Origin of the sequence: Flavobacterium sp. W1B, assembly GCF_047344965.1 — a bacterium.
Taxonomy (GTDB): domain Bacteria; phylum Bacteroidota; class Bacteroidia; order Flavobacteriales; family Flavobacteriaceae; genus Flavobacterium.
Map to the genome: position 1 here is coordinate 570,074 of NZ_CP178845.1, position 25,803 is coordinate 595,876.

General features: G+C 33.8%; 23 protein-coding genes. 16 read left to right on the plus strand and 7 right to left on the minus strand.

What is annotated here, in order from left to right:
- Nucleotides 1-53: 53 nt before the first annotated feature.
- From ACMDB5_RS02535 to ACMDB5_RS02550, 4 genes are all read right to left on the minus strand, one after another.
- Nucleotides 54-584 carry an inorganic diphosphatase gene (locus ACMDB5_RS02535; RefSeq protein ID WP_413999450.1) on the minus strand — a complete coding sequence of 177 codons (531 nt, stop codon included), beginning with the start codon at nucleotides 582-584 and terminating at the stop codon, nucleotides 54-56.
- 111 nt (nucleotides 585-695) lie between these two features.
- Nucleotides 696-1,298 (minus strand): DNA-3-methyladenine glycosylase family protein, encoded by a 603-nt coding sequence (locus tag ACMDB5_RS02540; RefSeq protein WP_413999451.1) that lies wholly within the window; start codon nucleotides 1,296-1,298, stop codon nucleotides 696-698.
- Between the two features lie 89 nt (nucleotides 1,299-1,387).
- Nucleotides 1,388-3,874 carry a DUF5686 family protein gene (locus ACMDB5_RS02545; RefSeq protein ID WP_413999452.1) on the minus strand — a complete coding sequence of 829 codons (2,487 nt, stop codon included), beginning with the start codon at nucleotides 3,872-3,874 and terminating at the stop codon, nucleotides 1,388-1,390.
- A gap of 73 nt (nucleotides 3,875-3,947) precedes the next feature.
- Nucleotides 3,948-4,925 (minus strand): pyruvate dehydrogenase complex E1 component subunit beta, encoded by a 978-nt coding sequence (locus tag ACMDB5_RS02550; RefSeq protein ID WP_413999453.1) that lies wholly within the window; start codon nucleotides 4,923-4,925, stop codon nucleotides 3,948-3,950.
- Nucleotides 4,926-5,199: 274 nt separating this feature from the next.
- On the opposite strand from ACMDB5_RS02550, the gene ACMDB5_RS02555 reads away from it, so the two are divergent.
- From ACMDB5_RS02555 to ACMDB5_RS02590, 8 genes are all read left to right on the plus strand, one after another.
- Nucleotides 5,200-5,946, plus strand: coding sequence for an electron transfer flavoprotein subunit beta/FixA family protein (locus ACMDB5_RS02555; protein WP_413999454.1), 747 nt, complete (start codon nucleotides 5,200-5,202; stop codon nucleotides 5,944-5,946).
- 69 nt (nucleotides 5,947-6,015) lie between these two features.
- The gene (locus ACMDB5_RS02560) at nucleotides 6,016-6,984 is read left to right on the plus strand and encodes an electron transfer flavoprotein subunit alpha/FixB family protein (protein ID WP_413999455.1); all 969 of its coding nucleotides are present in this window, start codon (nucleotides 6,016-6,018) and stop codon (nucleotides 6,982-6,984) included.
- A gap of 118 nt (nucleotides 6,985-7,102) precedes the next feature.
- On the plus strand, nucleotides 7,103-7,732 hold the full coding sequence (locus ACMDB5_RS02565) for a bifunctional nuclease domain-containing protein (RefSeq protein ID WP_413999456.1): 630 nt from the start codon (nucleotides 7,103-7,105) through the stop codon (nucleotides 7,730-7,732).
- Nucleotides 7,733-7,800: 68 nt separating this feature from the next.
- Nucleotides 7,801-8,625: a thymidylate synthase gene (locus ACMDB5_RS02570; protein WP_413999457.1), complete on the plus strand. Its 825-nt coding sequence runs from the start codon at nucleotides 7,801-7,803 to the stop codon at nucleotides 8,623-8,625.
- Between the two features lie 243 nt (nucleotides 8,626-8,868).
- Entirely contained in the window at nucleotides 8,869-9,216 is a 348-nt protein-coding gene (locus ACMDB5_RS02575; RefSeq protein WP_413999458.1) for a 2TM domain-containing protein, read from the plus strand.
- Nucleotides 9,213-9,695 carry a dihydrofolate reductase gene (locus ACMDB5_RS02580; protein ID WP_413999459.1) on the plus strand — a complete coding sequence of 161 codons (483 nt, stop codon included), beginning with the start codon at nucleotides 9,213-9,215 and terminating at the stop codon, nucleotides 9,693-9,695. The genes ACMDB5_RS02575 and ACMDB5_RS02580 overlap by 4 nt, the downstream gene beginning before the upstream one ends.
- A gap of 596 nt (nucleotides 9,696-10,291) precedes the next feature.
- A complete protein-coding gene (ubiE, locus tag ACMDB5_RS02585; RefSeq protein WP_413999460.1) occupies nucleotides 10,292-11,026 on the plus strand; it encodes a bifunctional demethylmenaquinone methyltransferase/2-methoxy-6-polyprenyl-1,4-benzoquinol methylase UbiE in 735 nt (244 codons plus the stop codon).
- Nucleotides 11,023-11,727, plus strand: coding sequence for a porin family protein (locus tag ACMDB5_RS02590; RefSeq protein ID WP_413999461.1), 705 nt, complete (start codon nucleotides 11,023-11,025; stop codon nucleotides 11,725-11,727). Before ubiE ends, ACMDB5_RS02590 begins: the two co-directional genes overlap by 4 nt.
- A 66-nt stretch (nucleotides 11,728-11,793) precedes the next feature.
- Here ACMDB5_RS02590 and ACMDB5_RS02595 read toward each other — a convergent pair whose 3' ends face one another.
- On the minus strand, nucleotides 11,794-12,516 hold the full coding sequence (locus ACMDB5_RS02595) for a TrmH family RNA methyltransferase (protein WP_413999462.1): 723 nt from the start codon (nucleotides 12,514-12,516) through the stop codon (nucleotides 11,794-11,796).
- A gap of 37 nt (nucleotides 12,517-12,553) precedes the next feature.
- On the opposite strand from ACMDB5_RS02595, the gene ACMDB5_RS02600 reads away from it, so the two are divergent.
- From ACMDB5_RS02600 to accD, 3 genes are all read left to right on the plus strand, one after another.
- Nucleotides 12,554-15,115 (plus strand): BamA/TamA family outer membrane protein, encoded by a 2,562-nt coding sequence (locus tag ACMDB5_RS02600; RefSeq protein WP_413999463.1) that lies wholly within the window; start codon nucleotides 12,554-12,556, stop codon nucleotides 15,113-15,115.
- 67 nt (nucleotides 15,116-15,182) lie between these two features.
- The gene (fbaA, locus tag ACMDB5_RS02605; protein WP_413999464.1) at nucleotides 15,183-16,250 is read left to right on the plus strand and encodes a class II fructose-bisphosphate aldolase; all 1,068 of its coding nucleotides are present in this window, start codon (nucleotides 15,183-15,185) and stop codon (nucleotides 16,248-16,250) included.
- A 74-nt stretch (nucleotides 16,251-16,324) separates the two neighbouring features.
- On the plus strand, nucleotides 16,325-17,179 hold the full coding sequence (gene accD / locus ACMDB5_RS02610) for an acetyl-CoA carboxylase, carboxyltransferase subunit beta (RefSeq protein WP_413999465.1): 855 nt from the start codon (nucleotides 16,325-16,327) through the stop codon (nucleotides 17,177-17,179).
- Nucleotides 17,180-17,232: 53 nt separating this feature from the next.
- Here accD and ACMDB5_RS02615 read toward each other — a convergent pair whose 3' ends face one another.
- Together ACMDB5_RS02615 and ACMDB5_RS02620 are read right to left on the minus strand one after the other, a co-directional pair.
- Entirely contained in the window at nucleotides 17,233-18,279 is a 1,047-nt protein-coding gene (locus ACMDB5_RS02615; RefSeq protein ID WP_413999466.1) for an NAD(P)-dependent alcohol dehydrogenase, read from the minus strand.
- A gap of 107 nt (nucleotides 18,280-18,386) precedes the next feature.
- Nucleotides 18,387-19,637, minus strand: a complete 1,251-nt coding sequence (locus ACMDB5_RS02620; RefSeq protein ID WP_413999467.1) for an ABC transporter permease — start codon at nucleotides 19,635-19,637, stop codon at nucleotides 18,387-18,389.
- A 199-nt stretch (nucleotides 19,638-19,836) separates the two neighbouring features.
- Between ACMDB5_RS02620 and purH the strand changes: the two genes are divergently transcribed.
- The 5 genes from purH (at nucleotide 19,837) to mrdA (ending at nucleotide 25,797) form a co-directional block, all read left to right on the plus strand.
- Nucleotides 19,837-21,363, plus strand: a complete 1,527-nt coding sequence (purH, locus tag ACMDB5_RS02625; protein ID WP_413999468.1) for a bifunctional phosphoribosylaminoimidazolecarboxamide formyltransferase/IMP cyclohydrolase — start codon at nucleotides 19,837-19,839, stop codon at nucleotides 21,361-21,363.
- Between the two features lie 54 nt (nucleotides 21,364-21,417).
- Entirely contained in the window at nucleotides 21,418-22,446 is a 1,029-nt protein-coding gene (locus ACMDB5_RS02630; RefSeq protein WP_413999469.1) for a rod shape-determining protein, read from the plus strand.
- A 99-nt stretch (nucleotides 22,447-22,545) separates the two neighbouring features.
- Nucleotides 22,546-23,370, plus strand: coding sequence for a rod shape-determining protein MreC (gene mreC, locus ACMDB5_RS02635; RefSeq protein ID WP_413999470.1), 825 nt, complete (start codon nucleotides 22,546-22,548; stop codon nucleotides 23,368-23,370).
- Nucleotides 23,363-23,869 (plus strand): rod shape-determining protein MreD, encoded by a 507-nt coding sequence (locus tag ACMDB5_RS02640; protein ID WP_413999471.1) that lies wholly within the window; start codon nucleotides 23,363-23,365, stop codon nucleotides 23,867-23,869. The genes mreC and ACMDB5_RS02640 overlap by 8 nt, the downstream gene beginning before the upstream one ends.
- On the plus strand, nucleotides 23,866-25,797 hold the full coding sequence (gene mrdA / locus ACMDB5_RS02645) for a penicillin-binding protein 2 (RefSeq protein ID WP_413999472.1): 1,932 nt from the start codon (nucleotides 23,866-23,868) through the stop codon (nucleotides 25,795-25,797). Before ACMDB5_RS02640 ends, mrdA begins: the two co-directional genes overlap by 4 nt.
- Nucleotides 25,798-25,803: the final 6 nt, after the last annotated feature.

A 25,803-nucleotide genomic window follows, 5' to 3' on the forward strand; every position in this document is an offset into this window, starting at 1 on the left:
AAAAAAGCAATATTCTTACAGAATATTGCTTTTTTTAAGATATATAGAAAAGATTATTTAATACTAAATAAACCTTCTGGTTTGTTTTCTATCTGATCAAAACGATCCGTACAGGCTTTCAAAATTGCATAAGCTTCGTCTCTATCTCCCCAACCACCAACATCGACAGTTTTGTTTTCAAGATCTTTATACACTTGAAAGAAATGCTCAATTTCTTTTAATAAATGCGGGTTCATATCTGATAGGTTTTCCAATTTGTTCCAAATTGGATCAGAAACTGGTACACAAATCACTTTTTCGTCTGGACCTTTATCATCTGCCATATGGAAAACCCCGATAGGCTTTACTTCCATTACACATCCAGGAAAAGTAGGCTCATTTACTAAAACCAATACATCCAAAGGATCACCATCTAATGCAAGAGTTTCTGGTATAAAACCATAATCAGCCGGATACATCATTGACGAGAATAACATTCTATCAAAACGCATTCTTTTAATTTCAAAATCGTATTCGTATTTATTTCTACTCCCTCTTGGGATTTCGATTAATACATCGAAAGTTTTTAATTTGTCTGCAGTCATTTTATCGTATGTCTTAAATTCTTTTATGCGAGTGCAAAAGTAGTTTAAAAACCCGTTCTCCACAAGAATAATCCGTCATAAAACGCAAGAAAACAAAAGCTTCGCTATTTATTAGTACGAAATCGTCCTAGCTCTTTTTTTTAGGTAATAATGCCATAAAAGAAAACTAGCCATAGAACGATACGGCCTCCATTTTATGCTATGTATCTCTATGATTTCTTTTTCGTGGATATCGAATAATTCTTTTATGGTATTAATTATGGCTATATCTCCCAATGGCAGCAAATCTGGCTCTTGAAGACAAAACATTAAATAAATATCTATCGTCCAGTTTCCTATTCCTTTTATCTTGATGAGCTCTTCTCGAACTTGTTGAGCCGGTTTATTGGCCAGACTGTCTATATCAATATCTTGATTCAAGATCGCTAGTGCTAATGCTTTGATATAAGATGTTTTTTGTCGGCTTACGCCAAGGACTCTAAACTCCTCATCGGATATATTCAGAAGAATCTCTGGTTTGACTGTTTTTGCCCTTGTTTTTAATTTCAAAAAAGCTGCTTTGGCAGAATCAATTGAAACTTGCTGTTCTAATATTAGCAAAACTAAAGTTCCGAAACCTTCCGGTCTTTTGGGAATTACAGGCAAGCCATATTTTTCAATTATCAACTTGAAAACAGGTTCTTTTTCTGAAAGATATTCGATAGCTTCTTGCATACTCTTTTTTTAGCCCAGATAGAAGTGTAAATCCTTTTCCTTTTTTAAGAAAAAAGGAAAAGATTGAAACGAATAGCTGGAAATAGCTCCTAGAAATAAAACCCAAAAGATCCTTTTATAGAAAAACGCTGTGTATCTGGGGTGTTAAAATAATTTCCTCTCCAAGCAAAATCAATACGCAGAACTTTGAAAATATTTCCGATTCCTGCGCTGTATTCCCAGTACACGTCTTCGGGTGCGTTATAAACCAATCCCGATGCATTGATTGCTCTATTAGCGTCAGATACGGTTCCGTAAACTGCTTTTGCGCCAACAATTTCTCTCCAATTGAGTTTTCTCATAAATGGAATTCTTGAAAACAAACGGCCTCCAAAATTATGATCCCACTGCAACATGGCATATTGATCTGTTACAAACTCGTAAAAATTAAGATTACTAAAAGTGTTTTCAATAGTAAAATAAGTTTGATTTCCCGGAATAACATTCAGCAAGCCTAAAGGAATTGTACCAAAAGTTTTACCGACCTCCATAATTACATTCGAACGTCCCAATGGCCCTATAATTATAGGTTGTTTATAATACAATTGGATTTTTTCGTATTTGAAATCACTATTAAGTAAACCTTTAAATCCATGACTGTAATTTACATAAAAACGGCTAAAAGGGCTATCTGCATCACTTCTCTCTACACCATAACCAATCGTTTTTCTATTGGGTGTGTATTCAATCTGGAAGTTAACTTCTGATTGTTTCAAATCACTTTTCGTAGTTGTAAAAGTATTGTCCGTATAATAATCCAAACTAAATGTACTAGAAGCCGACTCTAAAGTTCGGTACGAAAATCCGGTTTGAAAAGTCAAGTTCTTGATTGGCTCTATTTCTATACCTAAATTACTCAGGTTAATATTAGTCAGTTTTCCATTACTACCCGAAGAAAACAACGAAGAAGAAGCAAAACTCCTACCTAAAACATCATTTGTTGTGGTAAGACTTGCGCCTATCTGTTCGATATCACGCCTATTACCTCCCGAAAGTATAATTCTGCTTTTTTTGTCTACCATCCATTTCCCAGAAAGTCCGTATTTGAATTTATTATCATCAAATCCATAAGCGGTATAACCTTGCAATCTCCATACATCGTTAGGCCCAAAATAAGTTCTTCCTCCCGCTCTAAGTCGTATTCCCTCGACCTCATTGTACCCAAAACTAGAAAAAATAGGCCCGTAATCAATATGTCCAAATTGAACATAACCACTACCTAGAATAGACACTAAATTATACAGCTGCCTAAATTTCTTAACGGTTTGCAAGGTATCGAGCATCTTATAAATCCCTTTCTCATCTTTATTTAGATTCTCAAAACGGTTTTCTTCCCAATAAGCTTCGGATTTATTATAAACTTCATTGTCAATATAGTTGACCTCATCCCTATAAAACCCTGCCGGTTTCTCTATATTAAATTTATGATTTTGATATAATGTGGTTCGCTTTCCATAAACCCCTTTAGAATCTTCTTTTTTATTTAAAGCAAAATCCGACATCATATAATCACGAGTCAAAAGGAAAACAGAATCATTTTTTACTTCAAATTCCTGTTCGATATAAATATCTTTTACCCAGTTAATATTAGCACTTTTAGTCACTGCCATATTAATTTTTTTAATGGCAAATGTGGTATCGTTAACCCAAAAATCGCCTTTAAAAGTCAACTCATTTTTACGTCTTGGATAAAATAAAATATTATAACACCATTTTTTATCTATATAAGCACTGTCTCTAAGTACATAATTATAAACATCTATCCCTGTTTTTGATAAGGGACTGGTGAAGCTTTTGTCAAAAAAAGTCAGGTGGTTGTTGTAAATATCATAATCCGAGTATAGATCTTTTACAAAGGATAAGATTTGTTGATTATCACTAAATCCCGAATTCTTATTGGCATTTAGTTTTTCCTTTACTTTCTTTAATTTATTATTCCCGTAAACATCAGACAAAGACTCGTTTATGAAAATAGGCAAGTAAGTTTTTCCGGTAACACTAGAGGTATCGATGTGTTTAAAGACAAACTCCATTCCTTTAAAAATCTTGCTCTTCATAAATGCACTATCAATGGTATTCATGTCAAACTCCACTTTTTCGTACTTCTCCATCTGATATTGATCAAACTGATAAAGTCCGTTTTTACGCTTTCTTTCCCATATTTTTCTAAGAATATCAAGTGCAGGATTGTTCTTTTTAGATGTCTTTCCGGTAAAAATTACGACTTCGTTTAAAGACTCCGCTTCGTTTAAGCGAATCCTTAAATTATAATTAACCGCCTTCTCCAGCGTAATTTCCCGGTCTGAGAAACCAACCGAAGTTACTATTACTGCAGTATAAGTGTTTTTGGATTCAAGATAAAAATGACCATCCTCATTAGAAACAATACCTTCATTAGAATCCTTGAAAGCAACGTTAGCAAAAGGAACCGGCTGATTTAATTTATCCACGATAACACCGCTCACTTTTGTTTGAGCAAAAAGGGTCCCCCCGATTGTCCATAAAAAAAGCAAACACAATAATAGACTCTTATTCATAATTTATATTTAAAAAAAAACTTCATCAAACTAACGTAAGATGAAGCCTTAATAGTATTGACAAATGTATGTATTATTTATACATTACTTTTTTCACTGCTTTTATTACATCACCTGCGTTTGGCAACCATTCTTTCAACAATACTGGAGAATATGGCGCTGGTGTATCAGCGGTAGTAATTCTTTGTATTGGAGCATCCAGAAAATCAAAAGCACGTTCTTGAACAACATAAGTAATCTCTGAAGCAACACTCGCAAAAGGCCAAGCCTCTTCAAGAATAACTAATCTGTTTGTTTTCTTAACCGATGTCAAGATTGTTTCATGATCCAAAGGACGAACAGTTCTCAAATCGATAATCTCACAAGAAATTCCTTCTTTGGCCAATTCATCAGCTGCAATATGAGCTTCTTTTATAATCTTACCAAAAGAAACAATAGTTACATCAGTTCCTTCACGCTTAATATCTGCGACACCAAGTGGAATTATATATTCGCCATCCGGCACTTCACCTTTATCACCATACATTTGTTCTGATTCCATAAAAATAACTGGATCATTGTCACGAATAGCCGCTTTCAAAAGCCCTTTCGCATCATAAACAGTAGAAGGAACCACAACTTTAAGTCCTGGCGTATTAGCAAACCAATTTTCTAAAGCCTGAGAGTGTGTTGCTCCTAATTGTCCTGCCGAAGCCGTTGGACCACGAAAAACAATAGGAACATTAAATTGTCCACCAGACATCTGACGCATCTTGGCAGCGTTATTTATAATCTGATCGATACCTACTAAACAAAAATTGAAAGTCATATATTCAACAATCGGCCTACAACCATTCATTGCCGAACCTACTGCAATCCCTGTAAATCCAAGCTCTGCAATTGGAGTATCAATTACCCTTTTTTCACCAAACTCGGCAAGCATCCCTTTAGACGCTTTGTAAGCACCATTATATTCAGCAACTTCTTCACCCATTAAATATATGGACTCATCATGACGCATTTCTTCACTCATCGCTTCGCAAATGGCCTCTCTAAATTGTATCGTTCTCATATTTGATTATTGTATCTGTATAATTTTCGAAAAGCAAAAATAAATATTTTAAATCACTTAAAGGCATAAATTAGTTTAAAAATAATCAGGAGTTGTTTCTAAGTCTATACTATATCTTCCTGTCAATAAAGATACCGCAAGAAAGCACAAGACCATTAAGACAAGAACGAAATCGTAATAGTTAAAAGAAAAATATTATGCATGCATAGTAAATTATTGGAATTAATATTATATTTTTGTGAAAGCATTTTAAGAAAATCAAAAAAATATACCTATGAAAATATTAGTTTGCATCAGTCACGTTCCTGATACTACTTCAAAAATTAATTTTACCAATGGTGACTCTGAATTTGATACCAATGGCGTACAATATGTAATAAATCCTAACGACGAATTTGGTTTGACTCGTGCCATTTGGTTCCAAGAGCAACAAGGCGCAACAGTGACTGTTGTGAATGTTGGCGGACCTGAAACAGAACCAACTTTAAGAAAAGCATTAGCAATAGGAGCAAACGAAGCCATTCGTGTAAATGCAAATCCTGCTGACGGTTTTTTTGTTGCCAAACAACTTGCCGAAATAATTAAAAATGGCGGTTATGACCTTATCATTGCCGGAAAAGAATCATTGGATTATAATGGCGGAATGGTTCCTGGAATGATTGCCGGAATCCTAGGTTACAACTTCCTAAATTCATGCACCGGCATAACGGTTGATGGCACAAATGTAAAAGCAATTCGTGAGATTGACGGCGGAAAAGAAACCGTTTCTACCACATTGCCATTAATCATTGGAGCACAAAAAGGATTGGTTGAAGAAAAAGATTTACGCATCCCAAATATGAGAGGAATCATGACTGCTAGAACTAAGGCTTTGGCTTTAGTAGAACCGGTAGAAACCACTATAAATACCAAAGCGGTAAGATTTGAAAAACCAGCTCCTAAATCAGCAGTGAAACTAATCTCACCAGATAATTTAGATGAATTAATCGACTTATTACACAACGAAGCGAAAGTAATATAATTTTAAATTGTGAATTAACGTTCTCAAATACATTTAAAATTTATAATTCAACATTTAAAATAAAAAAACATGTCAATATTAATATATGCAGAATATGCAGAAGGAAAATTCAAAAAAGTAGCTTTCGAATTAGCTTCCTATGCAAAAAAAGTAGCCGAAAGTCTAGGAACAACAGTAACAGCTGTAACGATTAACGCCGGAGATGTTTCTGAATTATCAAAATACGGAGTTGATAAAGTCCTAAAAGTAAACAACGATAAATTATCTGGATTTACAGCCAAAGCTTATGCTGATGTCATCAAACAAGCAGCCCAAAAAGAAAGTGCAAAATTAGTTTTACTTTCTTCATCCACAGACAGCATTTACCTTTCTTCTCTTGTGGCAGTAGCCCTAGAAGCCGGTTACGCTTCAAATGTGGTTGGATTACCAGTAAGCACCTCTCCTTTTCAAGTAAAAAGAAATGCTTTTTCAAACAAAGCATTCAATATCACCGAAATCAATACCGACATTAAAGTTCTTGGTCTTGCCAAAAATTCTTATGGCGTTTTTGAAAGCGCATCCACTTTAACCGAAGAAGACTTTAATCCAACTATTGGAGAGAATGATTTTGGCGTAAAGGTAGAATCAGTTGAGAAAGTAACCGGAAAAGTATCTATCGCTGATGCTGACATTGTAGTTTCAGGAGGACGTGGATTAAAAGGCCCTGAAAACTGGGGAATGATCGAAGAATTAGCTTCGGTTCTTGGTGCAGCAACTGCTTGCTCAAAACCCGTATCAGATCTTGGATGGAGACCTCACGCTGAGCACGTAGGACAAACAGGAAAGCCTGTTGCGACCAACTTATACATAGCAGTAGGGATTTCTGGCGCAATACAACATATTGCCGGAATCAGTTCCTCAAAAGTAAAAGTAGTTATCAATAGCGATCCTGATGCTCCTTTCTTTAAAGTAGCCGATTATGGAATTGTAGGAGATGCTTTTGAAATTGTGCCAAAATTGATCGAAAAATTTAAAGCATTTAAAGCGCAACACTCATAAATTCAATAAAACTGTTGAAATTGCTGCCTAAAAAACAAGATATTTGTATCTTTGCTTTTAGGCAGCATTTTTTTTAAACACAAATTTAAGTACGAAGTACTTTAGCATATCAACAACTATGAGCTTAGTTAAATTATCCATAAAAGGAATTTCATACAGTCAAACCCAAAACGGGGCCTATGCCTTGATTTTAAATGAAGTTGACGGTGAAAGAAAATTGCCTATTGTAATAGGTGCTTTTGAAGCGCAATCTATAGCAATAGCCCTAGAAAAAGAAATTAAGCCCCCACGTCCACTAACTCATGATTTATTTAAAAATTTTGCGGAACGATTTGACATCACAGTAAAACAAGTTATTATTCACAAGCTAGTTGATGGCGTTTTCTATTCCAGTATTATTTGCGAAAGAGATAAAATAGAAGAAATAATAGACGCCAGAACATCCGATGCAATTGCATTGGCATTACGTTTTAATGCTCCTATTTTTACCTATAAGAATATTTTAGATAAAGCTGGAATCTTTTTAAAAACAAATCCACTGGAAACAGACAAAGACTCTCAAGAAATTGACGACATCCTTTCTAATCCCGAGACTTTTGGCAATGAAGAAGAAAGCACTCAATCGGCTAGAGCCTATATCAAAAACAGTCTGCAGGAATTAAACGAATTACTCGAACAAGCGATTCAAATTGAGGATTATGAAAAAGCCGCTAAAATAAGAGACGAAATTTCCAGAAGAGAATCCTAACTAGAAGTTGATATTACTATTTGTTAATTTAGTTATTCAAATTAACAAATCCACAAATAAGCAAACGAATGAAGCAATATTTAGATTTAGTACAGCATGTTTTGGAAAACGGTTGTCAAAAAGGAGATCGTACCGGAACAGGAACAAAAAGTGTATTTGGTCATCAACTGCGTTTTGATTTAAGCGAAGGTTTTCCAATGGTTACCACTAAAAAACTGCACTTCAAATCAATTGTTTATGAATTGCTTTGGTTTTTAAAAGGAGATACAAACATAAAATACCTTCAAGAAAACGGCGTAAAAATATGGGATGCTTGGGCTGATAAAAATGGCGATTTAGGCCCTGTATACGGGCATCAATGGCGCAATTGGAACAGCGAAGAAATTGACCAAATAGCCGACTTAATCAGCGAACTAAAAACCAACCCAAATAGCCGCAGAATGTTAGTTTCTGCATGGAATCCATCTGTACTTCCAGACACAACTAAATCGTTTGAAGAAAATGTAGCCAACAATAAAGCTGCTTTGCCTCCCTGTCATGCATTCTTTCAATTCTACGTTGCCGATGGCAAATTATCCTGCCAGTTATACCAAAGAAGTGCCGATATATTCCTAGGAGTTCCTTTCAACATTGCCTCATATGCCTTGCTAACGATGATGATTGCACAGGTATGCCATTTAGAAGTAGGAGAATTCATCCATACTTTTGGCGACGCACATATTTACAACAATCATATTGAGCAACTTGAGTTACAATTATCAAGAGAGCCAAAAACATTACCAAAAATGGTTTTGAATCCGAACATCAAGAATATTTTCGATTTTGATTTTGAAGATTTTACACTCGAAGGATACGAGCCTCATGCACTAATAAAAGGGAGCGTTGCAGTCTAACCCAAATTAAACTTTAAACTACATACAAGAATTCATAATTTACAGTAATTATTTACATTTAAAAAAGCAACTTCTTAAAAGGCTTTTAATCCTAAAAATTATTGTATTTTATCAATACAACTGGTAAAACTTTAAAATTATACTAATAACGTAAAACTAGGTAAGCATTTCCAGAAATAATCCATATTTCAAATAGCTTCTTTTATAAATTAAATTTTATCTTTATAAAATAAATTTAAGCCAATGGAAAGAGACCAACACGAACTATACGAAAATGCCCGAAGACGAATAAAACAGAAAAAAAGACTTTACTATCACTTTGTTTTACTAACACTTGGTAGTTTATTCCTGTTTGTATCGACTAAAATTTTCAATACTGCCATTGATTCAAATTGGTACATTTGGGTAATTACGTTATGGATTTTTCTTTTTATTTTACATTTCATAAAAGTTTTCATCACGGATCGGTTTATGAATAAAGATTGGGAAAGAGACCAAATAGACCGACTTGTTGCTTTACAACAAAAAAAACTAACTGAATTACAGACAAAAACAGCCGAAGAATTACCCAATAAACTAGAGACAGAATGATTATAATGATTGCGGCAGTTGCCGAAAATAATGCGCTTGGAAAGAACAATGAATTGGTCTGGCATCTGCCCAATGACTTCAAAAGATTCAAAAATCTTACTTCAGGACATCATATCATTATGGGAAGAAAAACATTTGAAAGCTTTCCAAAACCACTTCCCAACAGAACCCATATCGTAATCACCCGTCAAAAAGACTATAAACCGGAAGGCTGCATTGTAGTAAACAGCATCGAAGAAGCAATAAAAATTTGTCCCGAAAATGAAATCTCGTATGTTATTGGCGGAGGAGAAATATATGAATTAGCTATGATTTATTCTGACAAAATAGAGCTTACTCTTGTTCATCACAGCTTTGACGCTGATGCTTTTTTTCCTGAAATCAAACTTGATGACTGGAAAATAATTAATTCTGAATTTCAACCTAAGGACGAAAAACATCTTTTTGATTATACTTATCAAACTTACATCAGAAAATAAAAAAACACCTCAGTTTCCTGGGGTGTTTTTTTTATTCAATGATAGGGAAAAATGATCTACACTTGAAACAAGATTTGATAACATAAAATGAAAATTACAAATGTCAACATTATCCCTGAAACACAGGTGATAACATTTGACATTCTTTGAGAATACATCTCAAAAAAGCCTTTAATACCAAATACCACGAAGATACTAAAGACATAAAAAATCAAAATTTCCAAAAACAAATTTAATCCTAAGAACGTATGTTGCGCTAAAATTACGGTACCGTTTTTTATAACAGCACCATCAAAACAGCTCACAAGAACAAGTGACAAAATTAGCGCAAAAAGCAACCACTTGATTTGGACCATAAATTCCCTTTTAATCATTGAAAAAATATTTTTGCTTTATATTTTGTAAAATTCGACATTAATACATTTGATTGCAATACCCACTTTTAGTGATTTTTAAACAAGTATATTCTTATTTTATTATTCTGTTTTTATCAAAACGAAAGATTACTCATTTTTTGAATCATTATTCTACACTATTTAAAAAACTAGATTACAGTTCAAAATAGATTATAGTATATTTGTGAAAATTTTTAAAAAATGTCAAAAAACATAACTCCTTATAAAGATTCTACTTTAGGCAAAAAAGAGCAGGTCGCAAAAATGTTTGATACCATATCTGGAAATTATGACAATCTAAATCGTGTCATCTCTTTTGGAATAGATGTAAAGTGGCGTAAGAAAGTTTTGGGAATTGTAGCCAAATCAAATCCAGAAACCATTCTTGATATTGCAACCGGAACAGGCGATTTAGCTATTTTAATGGCTAAAACAAATGCGAAAAAAATTATTGGACTAGACATATCGGCCGGAATGCTCGAAGTAGGCGTAAAAAAGATTGCCGAGAAGAATTTATCCAATACCATAGAAATGGTTTTGGGCGACTCTGAAAACATCCCTTTTGACGACAATTATTTTGATGCAATAACAGTTGCTTTTGGTGTGAGAAATTTTGAAAATCTTGAAAAAGGACTAGCCGAAATATTAAGAGTGTTGAAGCCAAATGGAACATTTGTAATTTTAGAAACTTCGGTACCAGATAAAGCTCCATACAAACAAGGCTATAATTTTTACAGCAAAAACATACTCCCAATTATTGGAAAATTGTTCTCAAAAGACAATGTAGCTTATGGTTATTTATCTGAATCAGCAGCAGCCTTTCCTTATGGTGAAGCTTTAAACAATATTTTAAGAAAAATTGGGTTTATAGATGTTGTAGCCTTACCACAAACATTTGGCGTAGCCACTATTTATTCTGCATCGAAAAAAATATGAAAAAAATTGCCGTCATAGTTCTACTCGTTTTATCGCTTAAGGGATACTCGCAAGGTCAAAAAAGAATATTTGGAAAAGACCCTATCATCAATTTGGAAAACTTTCAAAAACAGCAACTCTATTTTGGTTTCTACTTGGGCTTCAACTCTTTTGACTTTAAAATAGATTATAAAACAGATGGCCCAGATATACTGGTAAAAAAAACTACGGGATTCAACGTAGGATTAGTAAGCGACTTAAAACTACAGGAATACATCAATTTGCGTTTTGAACCTGGATTGTATTATACCAAAAGAGACTTACACTTTCCCGGCTTCGCAAGAGAAATAGACGCCTTAAGAGAAGTAAACAGCACCTATATTCATTTTCCGCTGCTAGTAAAATTTTCATCACTCAGAACAGGAAATGTTAGACCTTATTTATTGGGTGGCGTATCAACGACGCTAAACTTATCCAGTAACTCAAAATCTATAGACGATAATTCCCAGCAAAAATTCAGAGTAAAACCTTGGACTAAAAACTATGAACTAGGTTTTGGAATCGATATTTTCTCTGAATACTTCATATTTTCTCCTTCGATAAGAGGTGTTTTTGGGCTTTCAGATGAATTGATACGAGACAATGATCCTAATAGCCCATGGACGAGTAATATTGAATCTATGAAAAACAGAGCTGTTTTTATTAATTTTACTTTCCACTAGGTAAAAATTAATAAAAACAAAACTGGATTTTTTATTCATCAATAATTCATTAGGCTATATCCTAAATTATCTTCTGAACTCACTTAATATTATGGCTGCTGCAGTGGCCACATTTAAGCTTTCTGTTTTTTGAATATCTCCAAAACGAGGAATTGACAGTCTATTTTTGATGTTTTTTTCGAGTGCTTCCGAAATTCCATTAGCCTCATTTCCCATGATAACAATTCCTTCCTGTGGCAAAGTAGTTTTATAAATGTTTTCACCATCCATAAAAGTACCAAAAACAGCTAACTTACTTTGAGACACAAAAGCTTTTAAATCAATATAATTGACATTGACTCTGGCAATAGATCCCATTGTGGCTTGCACTACTTTTGGGTTGTAGATATCTACTGTTTCTTTTGAACACAACAACTGTTTTATTCCAAACCAGTCACATAATCTTAAAATTGTCCCTAAATTTCCGGGATCGCGAATTGAATCTAAAGCAACGATCAATCCCGACTCAATAATTTTTTTCTCTAAGGGAATTTTAAAAACTGCCAAACAAGTATTTGGAGTAGCCAAAGCACTGATTTTCTTTAAATCGGCTTCGCTAATTAATGTTCTTTTTAAAGCTAAAACATCCTTAAAATCATCTTGAACAGTATACAAATGTTCGAGTTCAAAATTTGATTGCACTAATTCTTGAATTACTTTTACACCTTCGGCAAAAAACAATTGATTAGCAACTCTATACTTTTTTTGTTGTAAACTAGTTATAAGCTTTATTTGGTTTTTACTAACCATAAAAATATGTACTTTTGAATTAAATATTTTAGAACACTTGAAGAAAATTTCAACAAAAATATCATTATTTATTCTAATAGGGATAATTTTATCTGCCTGTAACGCTGAAAAAAGAGTTCCAGAGGGCAAACAACTCCTTATAAAAAATCAAATTACAGTAAACGGGAAAAACATCAAGGACGAAAATGTCTTTGATCAGTTGTATCAAAAACCGAACAGTACTTTGTTAGGATATCGTTTGCGTTTGCATTTATATAATTTGGCAAATCTAAATCCTGACTCAACATACCAAGCTAAATTCACCAATAATCCGGGAAAATACGAACGAAAATCAAAATGGCTCTCTGCAAAACAAGTAGACCGCCTTGGAAAATCTTTTTGGAATAAAGGAATACATGAATTCTTAAAGAAAACTGGCGAACCACCAGTAATAATTGACTCTTCGAAGACTAGTAAATCGCTTTTGAGACTTAAATATTACTATTTCAACAATGGTTTTTTTAATGTAAAAACTGATTACAAAGAAGACAGTATTAGCCTCAAAAGAGGAAAAATAAAATATCTCGTAACTACCGGAAAAGGATATGTTTTAGACTCTTTGAAAAGAAAAATTTCAACCCCAGCGTTAGATTCTTTATTTGAGTCTAACAAATCGAATACTTTTATCAAATCTGGTAAACAATACCAAACAATCGATTTTGAAAATGAAAAAAATCGTATCACAACACATTTTAGAAATAATGGTGTCTATTATTTCCAGCCAACCTATGTAACTTTTGACGTAGACACTATCAATAAGAAAAATACGGCTAATGTAAATTTAATCATCAACGATTATTCCTACATAGAAAAAGATTCTACCAAAACAGAGCCTTTTAAAATGTATAAAATAAGTGATGTAAATATTTATACTGATTACTCAACAAATAACAGCAATTCAACAATTACTGATAGCACCACGTACAAAAATTTTAATTTGTACAGTCATGCAAAATTAAAATACAAGCCCTACGCTATAGCGGATGCCATTTTTATAACTAAAGGAAGTCTTTTTGCCGATAACAAAACAGTGCTCACTACACGTTATTTAAATAATCTTAAAATTTTCAGTTATCCCAGCATACAATATGAAGTAGACAAAAGAGACAGTACAAGCAGTTCATTGATTGCAAAGATATATTTGACTCCAAGAAAGAAATATAGTTTTGGTGCCTCTGTAGATCTCACCCACTCTAACATTCAGGATTTCGGAATTTCATTTAGCCCTTCTATTTCGATAAGAAACGTATTTAACGGAGCCGAAACTTTAGAAATTTCAGCCAGAGGAAATGTAGGTTCATCTAAAGATTTAGCAAATCCTAAAAATCAGCTATTAAATGTATCGGAATATGGTATTGATTTAAAATTAAATTTTCCGAGAATTCTTATGCCTTTCTCAACCGAAAAAATAATACCTAAAAACATGATCCCCTCTACCCTTATGGCAGTGGGATTTGCGAGACAAACAAACATTGGATTAGACAAAGAAAATTTCACCGGACTGCTTTCTTATAATTGGACTCCAAAAAAGAATAATTCTGCCCGTTTTGACCTATTCAACATACAATTTGTTCGAAATCTAAATCCGAAAAATTATTTCAATGTTTATGGCTCTTCATATACTGCGCTAAACAATATTGGAAAAACATACAATACAAATCCGCTTTATTTCACCAATGATACCGACAAGAATTTAAGCATTGAAAATGGTACAATGGGATTCACAAACGATGTATTATCAGGAACAACAGCTTTAACACCCGCTGATAGTGATTATACTACAGTAAAAAACATAGAAGAACGAAGAATCAGGCTGATTGAAAACGATTTTATCCTAGCTACTAACTTTACTTTTACAAAATCAACCAAAAAAGACTTAGCCGATAACGATTTTTATCTTTTTAAAACCAAAATTGAGTCCGCAGGAACCCTTTTATCTCTAATTTCAAATACCACTAGTAAAACTAAAAATGCAAATGGAAATTACGAACTCTTTAATTTAGAATACACCGAATATTTAAAAACGGAATTCGACTACATAAAACACTGGGATTTAACTAAAGAGAAAGTAATTGCGGTAAGGAGCTTTTTTGGAATTGCCATTCCTTTTGGAAATTCAAACAACGTACCTTTTTCAAGGAGTTATTTCTCTGGAGGATCAAATGACAACAGAGCTTGGCAGCCTTATAGCTTAGGCCCCGGAAGAAGTAAAGCAATGAATGATTTCAATGAAGCCAATATGAAAATTGCACTCAGCGGAGAATTTAGATTTAAAGTTTTTGGGGAATTAAAAGGAGCTGTTTTTGCAGATGCCGGAAACATTTGGGATGTTTTTGACAATGTAGAGGACGAAGCTTCAACTTTCGAAGGATTTAAAAGTCTAAAAGACTTAGCACTAGGCACTGGAATTGGACTCCGATACGATTTAAGCTTTTTTGTTGTCCGATTCGATTTAGGATTTAAAACCTATAATCCGTCCAATGAAGAAGGCAAAAAATGGTTTTATGAATATAATTTTGGACACTCTGTTTTAAATTTTGGAATTAATTACCCTTTCTAATGCTAATTAATTCTTATTTTTGCAGACTTAAACTAAAAACTAGAGAAACCAACTAAAAAAAAATACAATGGCACATAACATCAAACCGGGCGTAGCTACAGGAGATCAGGTTCAAGAAATTTTCAATTATGCAAAAGAAAAAGGTTTTGCTCTTCCTGCAGTAAATGTTACTGGTTCAAACACAGTAAATGCTGTTATTGAGACTGCGGCAAAACTAAATGCTCCCGTTATTATTCAATTTTCTAACGGAGGCGCACAATTTAATGCTGGAAAAGGACTTTCGAATGCAAATGAAAAAGCAGCGATCTTAGGTGGAATTGCAGGTGCAAAACACATCCATACTCTTGCTGAAGCTTATGGAGCTACAGTAATTTTGCACACGGATCATTGTGCTAAAAAATTATTACCTTGGATTGACGGATTGTTAGACGCTTCCGAAGAGCATTTTGCAGCAACCGGAAAACCATTATTCAGTTCTCACATGATTGATTTATCTGAAGAACCAATCGAAGAGAATATCGAAATTTGCAAAGGCTACCTAGAGAGAATGAGCAAAATGGGAATGACATTGGAAATTGAGCTTGGAATTACAGGTGGAGAAGAAGATGGTGTTGACAATTCTGACGTAGACAGTTCAAAATTATACACACAACCAGAAGAAGTAGCTTATGCTTACGAAGAATTATCTAAAGTAAGCCCGAAATTTACAATTGCAGCTGCTTTTGGAAACGTTCATGGAGTTTACAAACCAGGAAATGTGAAACTAACTCCGAAAATTTTGAAAAATTCTCAAGATTTCGTTCAGAACAAATTCAACACAGGAAGCAACCCAGTAGATTTCGTTTTCCACGGTGGATCTGGTTCTACACTAGAAGAAATCAGAGAAGCTATTGGATACGGAGTTATCAAAATGAACATTGATACTGACTTACAATTTGCATTTACCGAAGGTTCTCGTGACTATATGGTAAAAAATATTGACTATTTGAAAACTCAAATTGGTAATCCTGAAGGTGCTGATATTCCTAATAAAAAATATTACGACCCAAGAAAATGGTTACGCGAAAGCGAAGTAACTTTCAACACAAGGTTAGAGCAAGCATTTGCTGACTTAAATAATGTGAATACACTATAAAATTACGATAGTAAGAATTACGATATACGATTTAAATCGTATATCGTATATCGTAAATCTTAAATTAATTAAATATGGCTTGGTTTAAAAGAAAAGAAAAAGGAATTACAACTGCTACCGAAGACAAAATGGATGTCCCAAAAGGACTTTGGTACAAGTCACCTACCGGAAAAATTATTGACGCTGAAGAGCTGGAACGCAATTTATTTGTAAGTCCGGAAGATGGTTTTCACGTTAGAATTGGTAGTGCTACCTATTTTGAAATTTTATTTGACAATAATGATTTTGTCGAATTAGATAAAAACTTAACTTCCAAAGACCCATTACACTTTGTTGACACAAAGAAATATGCAGATCGTCTAAAAGATGTAATGGAAAAAACCAAACTTAAGGACGCAGTGCGTACTGCAGTTGGAAAATCAAAAGGCAAAGATTTAGTAATTTGCTGTATGGATTTTGCCTTTATTGGTGGCTCAATGGGAGCTGTTGTAGGTGAAAAAATAGCAAGAGGTATTGATTATTCTATCAAGAACAACATTCCTTTTTTGATGATTTCAAAATCTGGTGGAGCAAGAATGATGGAAGCGGCTTATTCATTAATGCAATTAGCTAAAACATCCGTAAAACTTGCCCAACTTGCCGAAGCTAAAATTCCTTACATTTCATTATGTACAGATCCAACTACTGGAGGAACGACTGCTTCTTACGCTATGTTAGGAGATATAAACATTGCTGAACCTGGTGCATTAATCGGATTCGCAGGACCTAGAGTTGTAAAAGACACTACTGGTAAAGATTTACCAGAAGGTTTTCAAACTTCCGAATTTCTTTTGGAGCATGGTTTCTTAGACTTTATTACGCCAAGAAAAGAATTGAAAGACAAAATCAACCTTTATATCGATTTAATTCGAAATCAAGAAGTAAGATAAAAAAAATCCCGAATTAATTCGGGATTTTTTTTGCTTAAAAAGTAAATCTAAGGCTATTTTAAACTAGCCATATCAATTACAAAACGATACTTAACATCACTTTCATTCATACGATCATAGGCTTCGTTAATATAAGACATATCAATCACTTCAACATCAGAAGTGATGTTATGTTCCGCACAATAGTCTAACATTTCCTGAGTCTCGGCAATTCCTCCTATCAAGCTCCCCATAATACTTCTTCTTTTCATAATCAAAGTAAAAACAGGAATTTCAGCAGGAGCTGGCGGAGCACCAACTACAATCATTGTTCCGTTAGTTCTCAATAAATTCAAATAGGCATTATGATCATGCTTTGCAGATACGGTATTTAAAATAAAATCAAACTTATTTGTCAAAGAATCCATTGTTTCAGAATCGGATGTTAAGGCAAAATGATGAGCTCCTAATTTTTTAGCATCTGCTTCTTTGGAAGGAGAATGACTTAACATGGTAACTTCGGCACCAAAAGATACTGCAAATTTCACAGCCATATGACCCAATCCACCCAAACCTAAAACACCAACTTTATGTCCTTTACCAACCTTTAAATAGCGTAATGGAGAATAAGTTGTAATTCCTGCACATAATAAAGGAGCAACACCCGAAAGCTCTAATTTGTCCGAAATACGCAAAGTATAGTCTTGATCAACTGTAATACTGGTCGAATAGCCTCCATAAGTAGGTATTTTTGTTCCTCTTTCATAGCTATTATAAGTACCAGTCATCCCTTCATCACAAAACTGTTCCTCGCCTGATTTACAACTAGGACAAGTTCTACAAGAATCCACAAAACAACCCACGCCTGCTAATTCACCGATCTTAAATTTAGTAACTTCGCTACCCAAGGCGGTAATTCTACCCACAATTTCATGTCCGGGCACCAATGGATATATAGCTGGTCCCCAATCTCCTTTTGCTGTATGAATATCTGAATGACAAACACCACTGTAAAGTATCTCTATCTGAACTTGTTTTGAGCCAAGTTCTTTTCTATCAAATGAATACGGTTTTAATGGAGTTTCCGCATCATAAGCTGCATAAGCCTTAATTGCTGTCATAATGTAAATTTTAGTTGAATGTTAAAAGTACAAAAAAGACAAACTATGCTTGTTAATAATATGATAAATCGAAGAAAACAATATTTAAGTTATATTCCGATAAAAGATTACATCCCTGTTCTGATTGCTTCTACGGGATCCAGTTTTGAAGCAGTTATAGCCGGAAGAATTCCAGATATTAGACCGATCAGAGCAGCTAAACCTGTTCCTAGAACAACATTCCCCATACCAAGAACAAACTCGAAATCCAAAGCTTTTGTTAGTACTACAGAAATAATCCAGACCAAAATCAATCCAATCATCCCTCCTATTACAGAAAGAATCACAGCTTCAAACAAAAATTGAAACAAAATAAATCTATTTTTGGCTCCTAATGACTTCTGGATTCCTATCAAATTCGTACGCTCTTTTACCGAAACAAACATGATATTAGCAATTCCAAATCCACCTACCAATAATGAAAATCCACTAATTATCCAGCCCACAAAATTCATTTGACCGATAATTCCGTCTATTAAATCTGTAAATCCGGACAAAACATTAATAAAAAAATTATTCCCTTCATCTGCTTTCATCCCTCGTATAGCTCTCAATTTTTGAGCAACTTCTGCCTTATAAGCATCCATATCGATTCCTTTTTGGGGTTTAATCAAAATCACAGGTGTCATTGAGTCATTATTATCGCCATACATTCGTCTTAGAAAATTAACTGGTATAAAAACCGAAGTATCGTTATCATCACCAAACATTCCTGCGCCCTGCTTTTTTAAAATTCCAATAACTGTAAACCGCTGTCCGTATAAACGAATATTTTTCCCTATTGGGTCACTTTCTTCAAATAAATTCTTGGCAATTTCATAACCCAATACTATTACCGCAGTTCCGGAATTAGACTCTGATTCATTGTAAAATCTTCCTTTTTCGAACTCAAGTCCCTGAATATCGATAAATTCATAAGAAACAGGAACCACATTTACATCACTAACTAGCTTTGATTCATATTTAATACTTTCCCGTTTTACAAAAAACTGATATCCTATTTGTTCCGTATTATTTAACGATCCTTTTAAAGAAGTATATTCATCGTATTTCACATCAGGAAACTGCTCCCGCTTCCATTGCGGAATATCACTAGGACCAAAAGAAAAACGCATCAAATAAATGGTATTTTTATCTAAACTACTTAAATCCTTTGTGATTTTTCTATCTAAAGAATCTACAGCAGCAAGCACCGCAATTATCGAAAAAATCCCTATGGTAACACCTAGCAAAGAAAGCAAAGTCCTTAACTTGTTGTTTCGCAAAGCATTCATAGCAAAAGCAAAACTTTCTTTCAATAATCGAAGATAAACTAACATAATATCATTTTTGTGTTAAGGTAAAATTCTATAAATATTATTCAAAAACCTAAGAAAATAAATATTCATTGTAGTTCCATATTTACATTTCACCTTTTTTTAACAAAATTAAAAGAGTAATTTAGAAATTATCTCATTTTCAAATAGTCTAATTTTCACATTAAAAAACTATTTTTGCACTTTATAACTATAACTACACATGAGCACAACAAAAACAATTCAATCTGCATTAATCTCAGTTTTTTCGAAAGAAGGTCTTGAACCAATTGTAAGACTATTAAATAGTCAAAATGTTACACTTTATTCTACAGGAGGAACCGAAGATTTCATAAAAAACTTAGGAATTCCCGTAGTTCCTGTTGAAGACGTTACTTCTTACCCATCTATTCTTGGAGGAAGAGTAAAAACATTACACCCTAAAGTTTTTGGTGGAATTTTAAATCGTCAAGACAACGAAAGTGATGTGCAGCAAATGGAGGAATACAACATTCCCCAAATTGACTTAGTGATTGTTGACTTATATCCGTTTGAAAAAACTGTAGCTTCGGGAGCAAGCGAAGCTGATATTATTGAAAAAATAGATATCGGTGGAATTTCTTTAATTCGCGCTGCCGCAAAAAACTTCAAGGATACTGTAATTGTTGCCTCTGTTGATGAATATAGTACACTTTTGGATTTGATTACAACTCAAAACGGAGCAACAACTTTGGCCGACAGAAAACTATTGGCAACAAAAGCTTTTCATGTTTCTTCACACTATGACACGGCTATTTTTAATTATTTCAATGCCGACGAAACTATCTATAAAGAAAGCATTGCTAATGGTCAAGTATTGAGATACGGAGAAAACCCACATCAAAAAGGATTTTTCTTTGGAGATTTTGACGCGATGTTCAATAAATTACACGGAAAAGAATTATCGTACAACAACTTATTGGATGTAGATGCTGCCGTAAATTTAATTTATGAATTCAAAACTGACGGACCTACATTTGCCATTTTAAAACACAACAATGCCTGCGGTTTAGCCACAAGAACTACCATTAGCGAAGCATATAATGCTGCTTTGGCTTGTGATCCAACATCTGCATTTGGTGGAGTATTGATCTCTAACACAAAAATTGACGTTGCAACAGCAACAGAAATCAACAAATTATTTTGCGAAGTAGTTATCGCTCCAGAATATGACGCTGAAGCCGTAACAATTTTACAAGAAAAGAAAAACCGAATCATATTAGTTCAAAATGAGGTTGAATTACCTAACAAACAAGTTAGAACTTGCCTAAACGGACTTTTAATTCAAGAAAGAAACAACATCACCGACAATAAAGACGATCTAAAGACCGTTACTATTACAACTCCTACAGAACAGGAAATTAAAGATTTAATATTTGCTTCAAAAATTTGTAAAAACACCAAATCGAATACGATTGTTTTTGCAAAAAACGGAACACTTATTTCATCAGGAACAGGACAAACTTCAAGAGTTGACGCTTTATTACAAGCAATCGAAAAAGCAAAAACATTTGGTTTTGATTTACACGGTGCCTCAATGGCAAGTGATGCCTTTTTCCCTTTCCCGGATTGTGTTGCTCTTGCAAAAGAAGCTGGCATAACCGCTGTAATTCAGCCTGGAGGATCAATAAAAGACGAATTAAGCATAAACTATTGCAACGAAAATAATCTTGCAATGGTATTTACTGGAACACGTCATTTCAAACATTAATTTGTTTAACTTTGCATGCTATTATTTATTATAACTTTTAACCCTAAATAATTTATGGGATTTTTTGATTTCATGACCGAGGATATTGCGATAGACCTTGGTACCGCTAATACTTTAATCATACATAATGACAAAGTAGTTATTGACAGTCCATCGATTGTTGCCCGTGACAGAATCTCAGGCAAAATTATCGCTGTTGGTAAAGAAGCCAACCTTATGCAAGGTAAAACACATGAAAACATTAAAACAATAAGACCTTTGAAAGATGGTGTAATTGCTGATTTTGATGCTTCAGAAAAAATGATCAGTATGTTTATAAAAAGCATACCGGCATTAAAAAAGAAAATGTTCACTCCAGCATTAAGAATGATTGTTTGTATACCTTCTGGAATTACTGAAGTGGAGATGAGAGCTGTTAAGGAATCTTGCGAAAGAGTAAATGGTAAAGAAGTATATCTAATACACGAACCAATGGCAGCAGCTATTGGTATCGGCATCGATATCATGCAACCAAAAGGAAACATGATTGTTGACATAGGTGGTGGTACAACTGAAATTGCTGTTATAGCATTAGGTGGAATTGTATGCGACAAATCAGTAAAAATTGCTGGTGATGTATTCACAAATGATATCGTGTATTATATGCGTACGCAACACAACCTTTTTGTTGGAGAAAGTACTGCTGAAAAAATAAAAATCCAGATTGGAGCAGCTATTGAAGATTTAGAAACTCCTCCAGAAGACATGTCAGTACAAGGAAGAGATTTACTTACAGGTAAACCTAAACAAGTTGACGTTTCTTATAGAGAAATCGCAAAAGCATTAGACAAATCTATCCAAAGAATCGAAGATGCTGTTATGGAAACTTTATCGCAAACTCCTCCTGAATTAGCAGCTGACATTTACAACACCGGTATTTACCTTGCAGGTGGAGGATCAATGTTAAGAGGATTGGATAAAAGAATCTCGCAAAAAACGGATTTACCGGTTTACATTGCAGAAGATCCATTGAGAGCAGTAGTTAGAGGAACCGGAATGGCTCTTAAAAATATTTCAAAATTTAAAAGTATCTTAATAAAATAAGATTCCTTAAATTTATCATGTATTCATCAAGTACAAAACTAAAATTTAAAAGAATCAGACACTTAAGTACATCCTGAAACAAAATAATCAAATAAGAGAATGCAGCAAATATTTAATTTTATATTCAAAAACAGTAATCGACTACTGTTTTTGCTGTTATTATGCATTTCGCTTTTGCTTACAATACAATCTCATTCCTACCACCGAAGCAAAATAATAAGCTCCGCTAATTTTTTGAGCGGTGGTGTTTATGAAAAAATAAACAATGTAAGTGAATATCTGAATTTAAGAACAGAAAACGATGCATTAGCTCTTGAAAACGCAAGACTGAAAAGTCTTTTATTTAATGCCAAAGATACTTTAGCTATACAAAACTTTGAAAAAATTAAAGGTGTTGCGCCAGAAGACATTGTTGTTTCAAAAGTGATTCACAACTCCTACAACGTTCATGAAAATTTCATAACGCTAAATTCAGGTTCTTTACAAGGTATAAAACCGGATATGGGAGTGATAAACAGCCTCGGAATCATTGGAATAGTTGACAAAACTTCTCCTAAATATTCAACGGTTGTAAGTATCTTAAATATAAAATCTCAAATCAATGCCAAAATAAAAAAATCAAATCATTTTGGCTCTTTGGTTTGGAATGGAAAAAATACAGGTTTTGTTCAATTAATAGATGTACCTAGATTAGCAGCCGTTAGAAAAGGAGATACAATTGTAACTGGTGGACAATCCGTTATTTTCCCTGAAAATATTAACATAGGAACTGTTAGCAAAGTATACATTGACAATAAAACCAATTATTACACCTTAGATATAAAACTCTTTAATGACATGACTAATTTAGGTCATGTTTATATCATAAAAAGCGAAGATAGAGAAGAGCTTAATAACTTAGAAAAAAGAGAAAAAGATGAATAGCACTTTATTAACCAATACTTTGAGGTTCATTTTGTTGTTGGCCATCCAGATTCTTATCTTCAATAACATGACTTTTTTGGGATTTATAATTCCATTACCCTATATCTTATTCATCATTTTATATCCGGTAAATGGTAACAAATCAGGTCTTTTGCTTGCCAGTTTCCTTCTTGGTATAATTATGGATGTGTTTTCTAATTCAGGTGGAATTCATGCTACAGCTTGTTTAACTTTAGCATTTTTAAGACCTTATATTTTTAAATTTGCATTTGGAGTGAGTTATGAATACCAGACTATAAAACTAAACGATGTTTTAACCCCCGAACGATTTTCTTTTATTTCGCTATCGGTAATAATTCATCATTTCACATTATTCTTATTAGAAGCATTTCAAATAAGCTTCTTTTTAGACATATTAATACGATCTTTATTAAGTACCGTATTCACCATTATCAGTTGTATTGTTATAATATACCTTATTAAGCCCAACAAAAAATGAGAAAACTCTTGCTGCCTTCTTTAATCATTGTTGCAGCATCATTGCTAGTAATACGAATATTTTATTTGCAAGTTGTAAACGACACTTTCAAATTGAAATCGGAAAATAATGCCATCAAAATCAAATATGATTATCCTGAAAGGGGTTATATCTATGATCGAAATGGAAAATTATTAGTGGCAAATCAGGCATCGTACGATATCATGGTAATTCCAAGAGAATTAAAAAACATTGATACTCTTGAATTCTGCCACTTACTAAACATCACAAAAGAGGATTTTATAGAAAAAATAGCCAAAGCTAAGGTATACAGCCCACGCTTGCCTTCTGTTTTTTTGTCCCAATTAAACAAGAGTGAATTTGCAGCTTTTCAAGAAAAAATCAGAAAATTTGAAGGATTTTATTTCCAAAAACGTTCACTTCGAGACTATGAAGTGGATTTTGGGGCCAATATATTTGGGTTTATAACTCAGGTTAACGAAAAATTAATTGCCAAAAACCCGTATTACAAAAGCGGTGATTTAATCGGAAAACAAGGTGTTGAAGAGTACTACGAAGATATTTTACGCGGAATAAAAGGAGTTAAATATTTCCAAAAAGACAAATACAACCGAGAAATTGGCTCGTATAAAAACGGAAAATTTGATACAATTGCCGTACAAGGAGAGGATATAAATCTTACATTGGATGCGGAGCTTCAAAAATATGGCGAGCAATTGATGATCAATAAAAGAGGTGGAATTGTTGCCATAGAGCCTAAAACTGGAGAAATTCTAGCACTTGTTACAGCTCCTTCTTACGATCCCGGCATATTAGTTGGAAGACAAAGATCTAAAAACTACACCATGCTCTACCGTGATTCCATTGCAAACCCATTATATGATAGAGCGCTCTTAGCGGAATATCCGCCGGGATCACCATTTAAAATCCTAACGGGTTTAATCGGATTACAAGAACAAGTAGTTGATGAACAAACCACATTTATGTGTAATCATGGTTTTAGCTACGCCAGAGGCCGATTCATGAAATGCCATGATTCCGGCCCTAATCAATTGCACAATGGAATATACCACTCCTGTAACACTTACTTCGCACAAGTTTACATGAAAACCATAAACAAATATGCAAAACCGTCTTATGCTGTTGATGTTTGGAGTAATCATGTAAAAAGCTTTGGACTCGGTCAATTCATGGGCTATGATTTACCGACAGGAAAGAGAGGAAATGTCCCTGATTCTAAAACATACAAAAAAATCTACCCGAATGGAGGATGGAGAAGTACTACCATAGTATCGAATTCCATTGGTCAGGGAGAAGTTTTAATGACTCCTATTCAATTGGCTAATATGATGGCAACTGTTGCCAATCAAGGATATTATTACACTCCTCATATCATCAAAAAAATAAAAGGAGAGAACATTGACCCAAAATTCAAGGTAAAACATGAAACCACAATAGACAAAAAGTATTTCCCCCCTATGATAAGTGGTTTGTTTGATGTATACAATTTAGGTACTGCAAGTTCGCTTCGCGTAGAAGGAATCGACATCTGTGGTAAAACAGGAACTGCTGAAAACTTTGCTAAAATTGGTGGTAAAAGAATTCAAATGGAGGACCACTCTATATTTGTAGCTTTTGCACCAAAAGACAATCCAAAAATTGCAATAGCTGTTATGGTAGAGAATGGAGGCTTTGGCGCCACCATTGCAGGACCTATAGCCAGTTTAATGATTGAAAAATACTTGCGTAAAACAATTACAAGAACAGATTTAGAAAAAAGAATTCTTGAAAGAAGTTTACAAGATCGATATGCAAAACTAGGAGGTCTTTCGGAAGTTGTCAAATTGCAATTGAAAAAACAGGATTCTATTTTAAAAAGTAAAAAAGTAATTCCGGCAATAAAAAAGGATACTACTAAACAAAATTAATAAGCG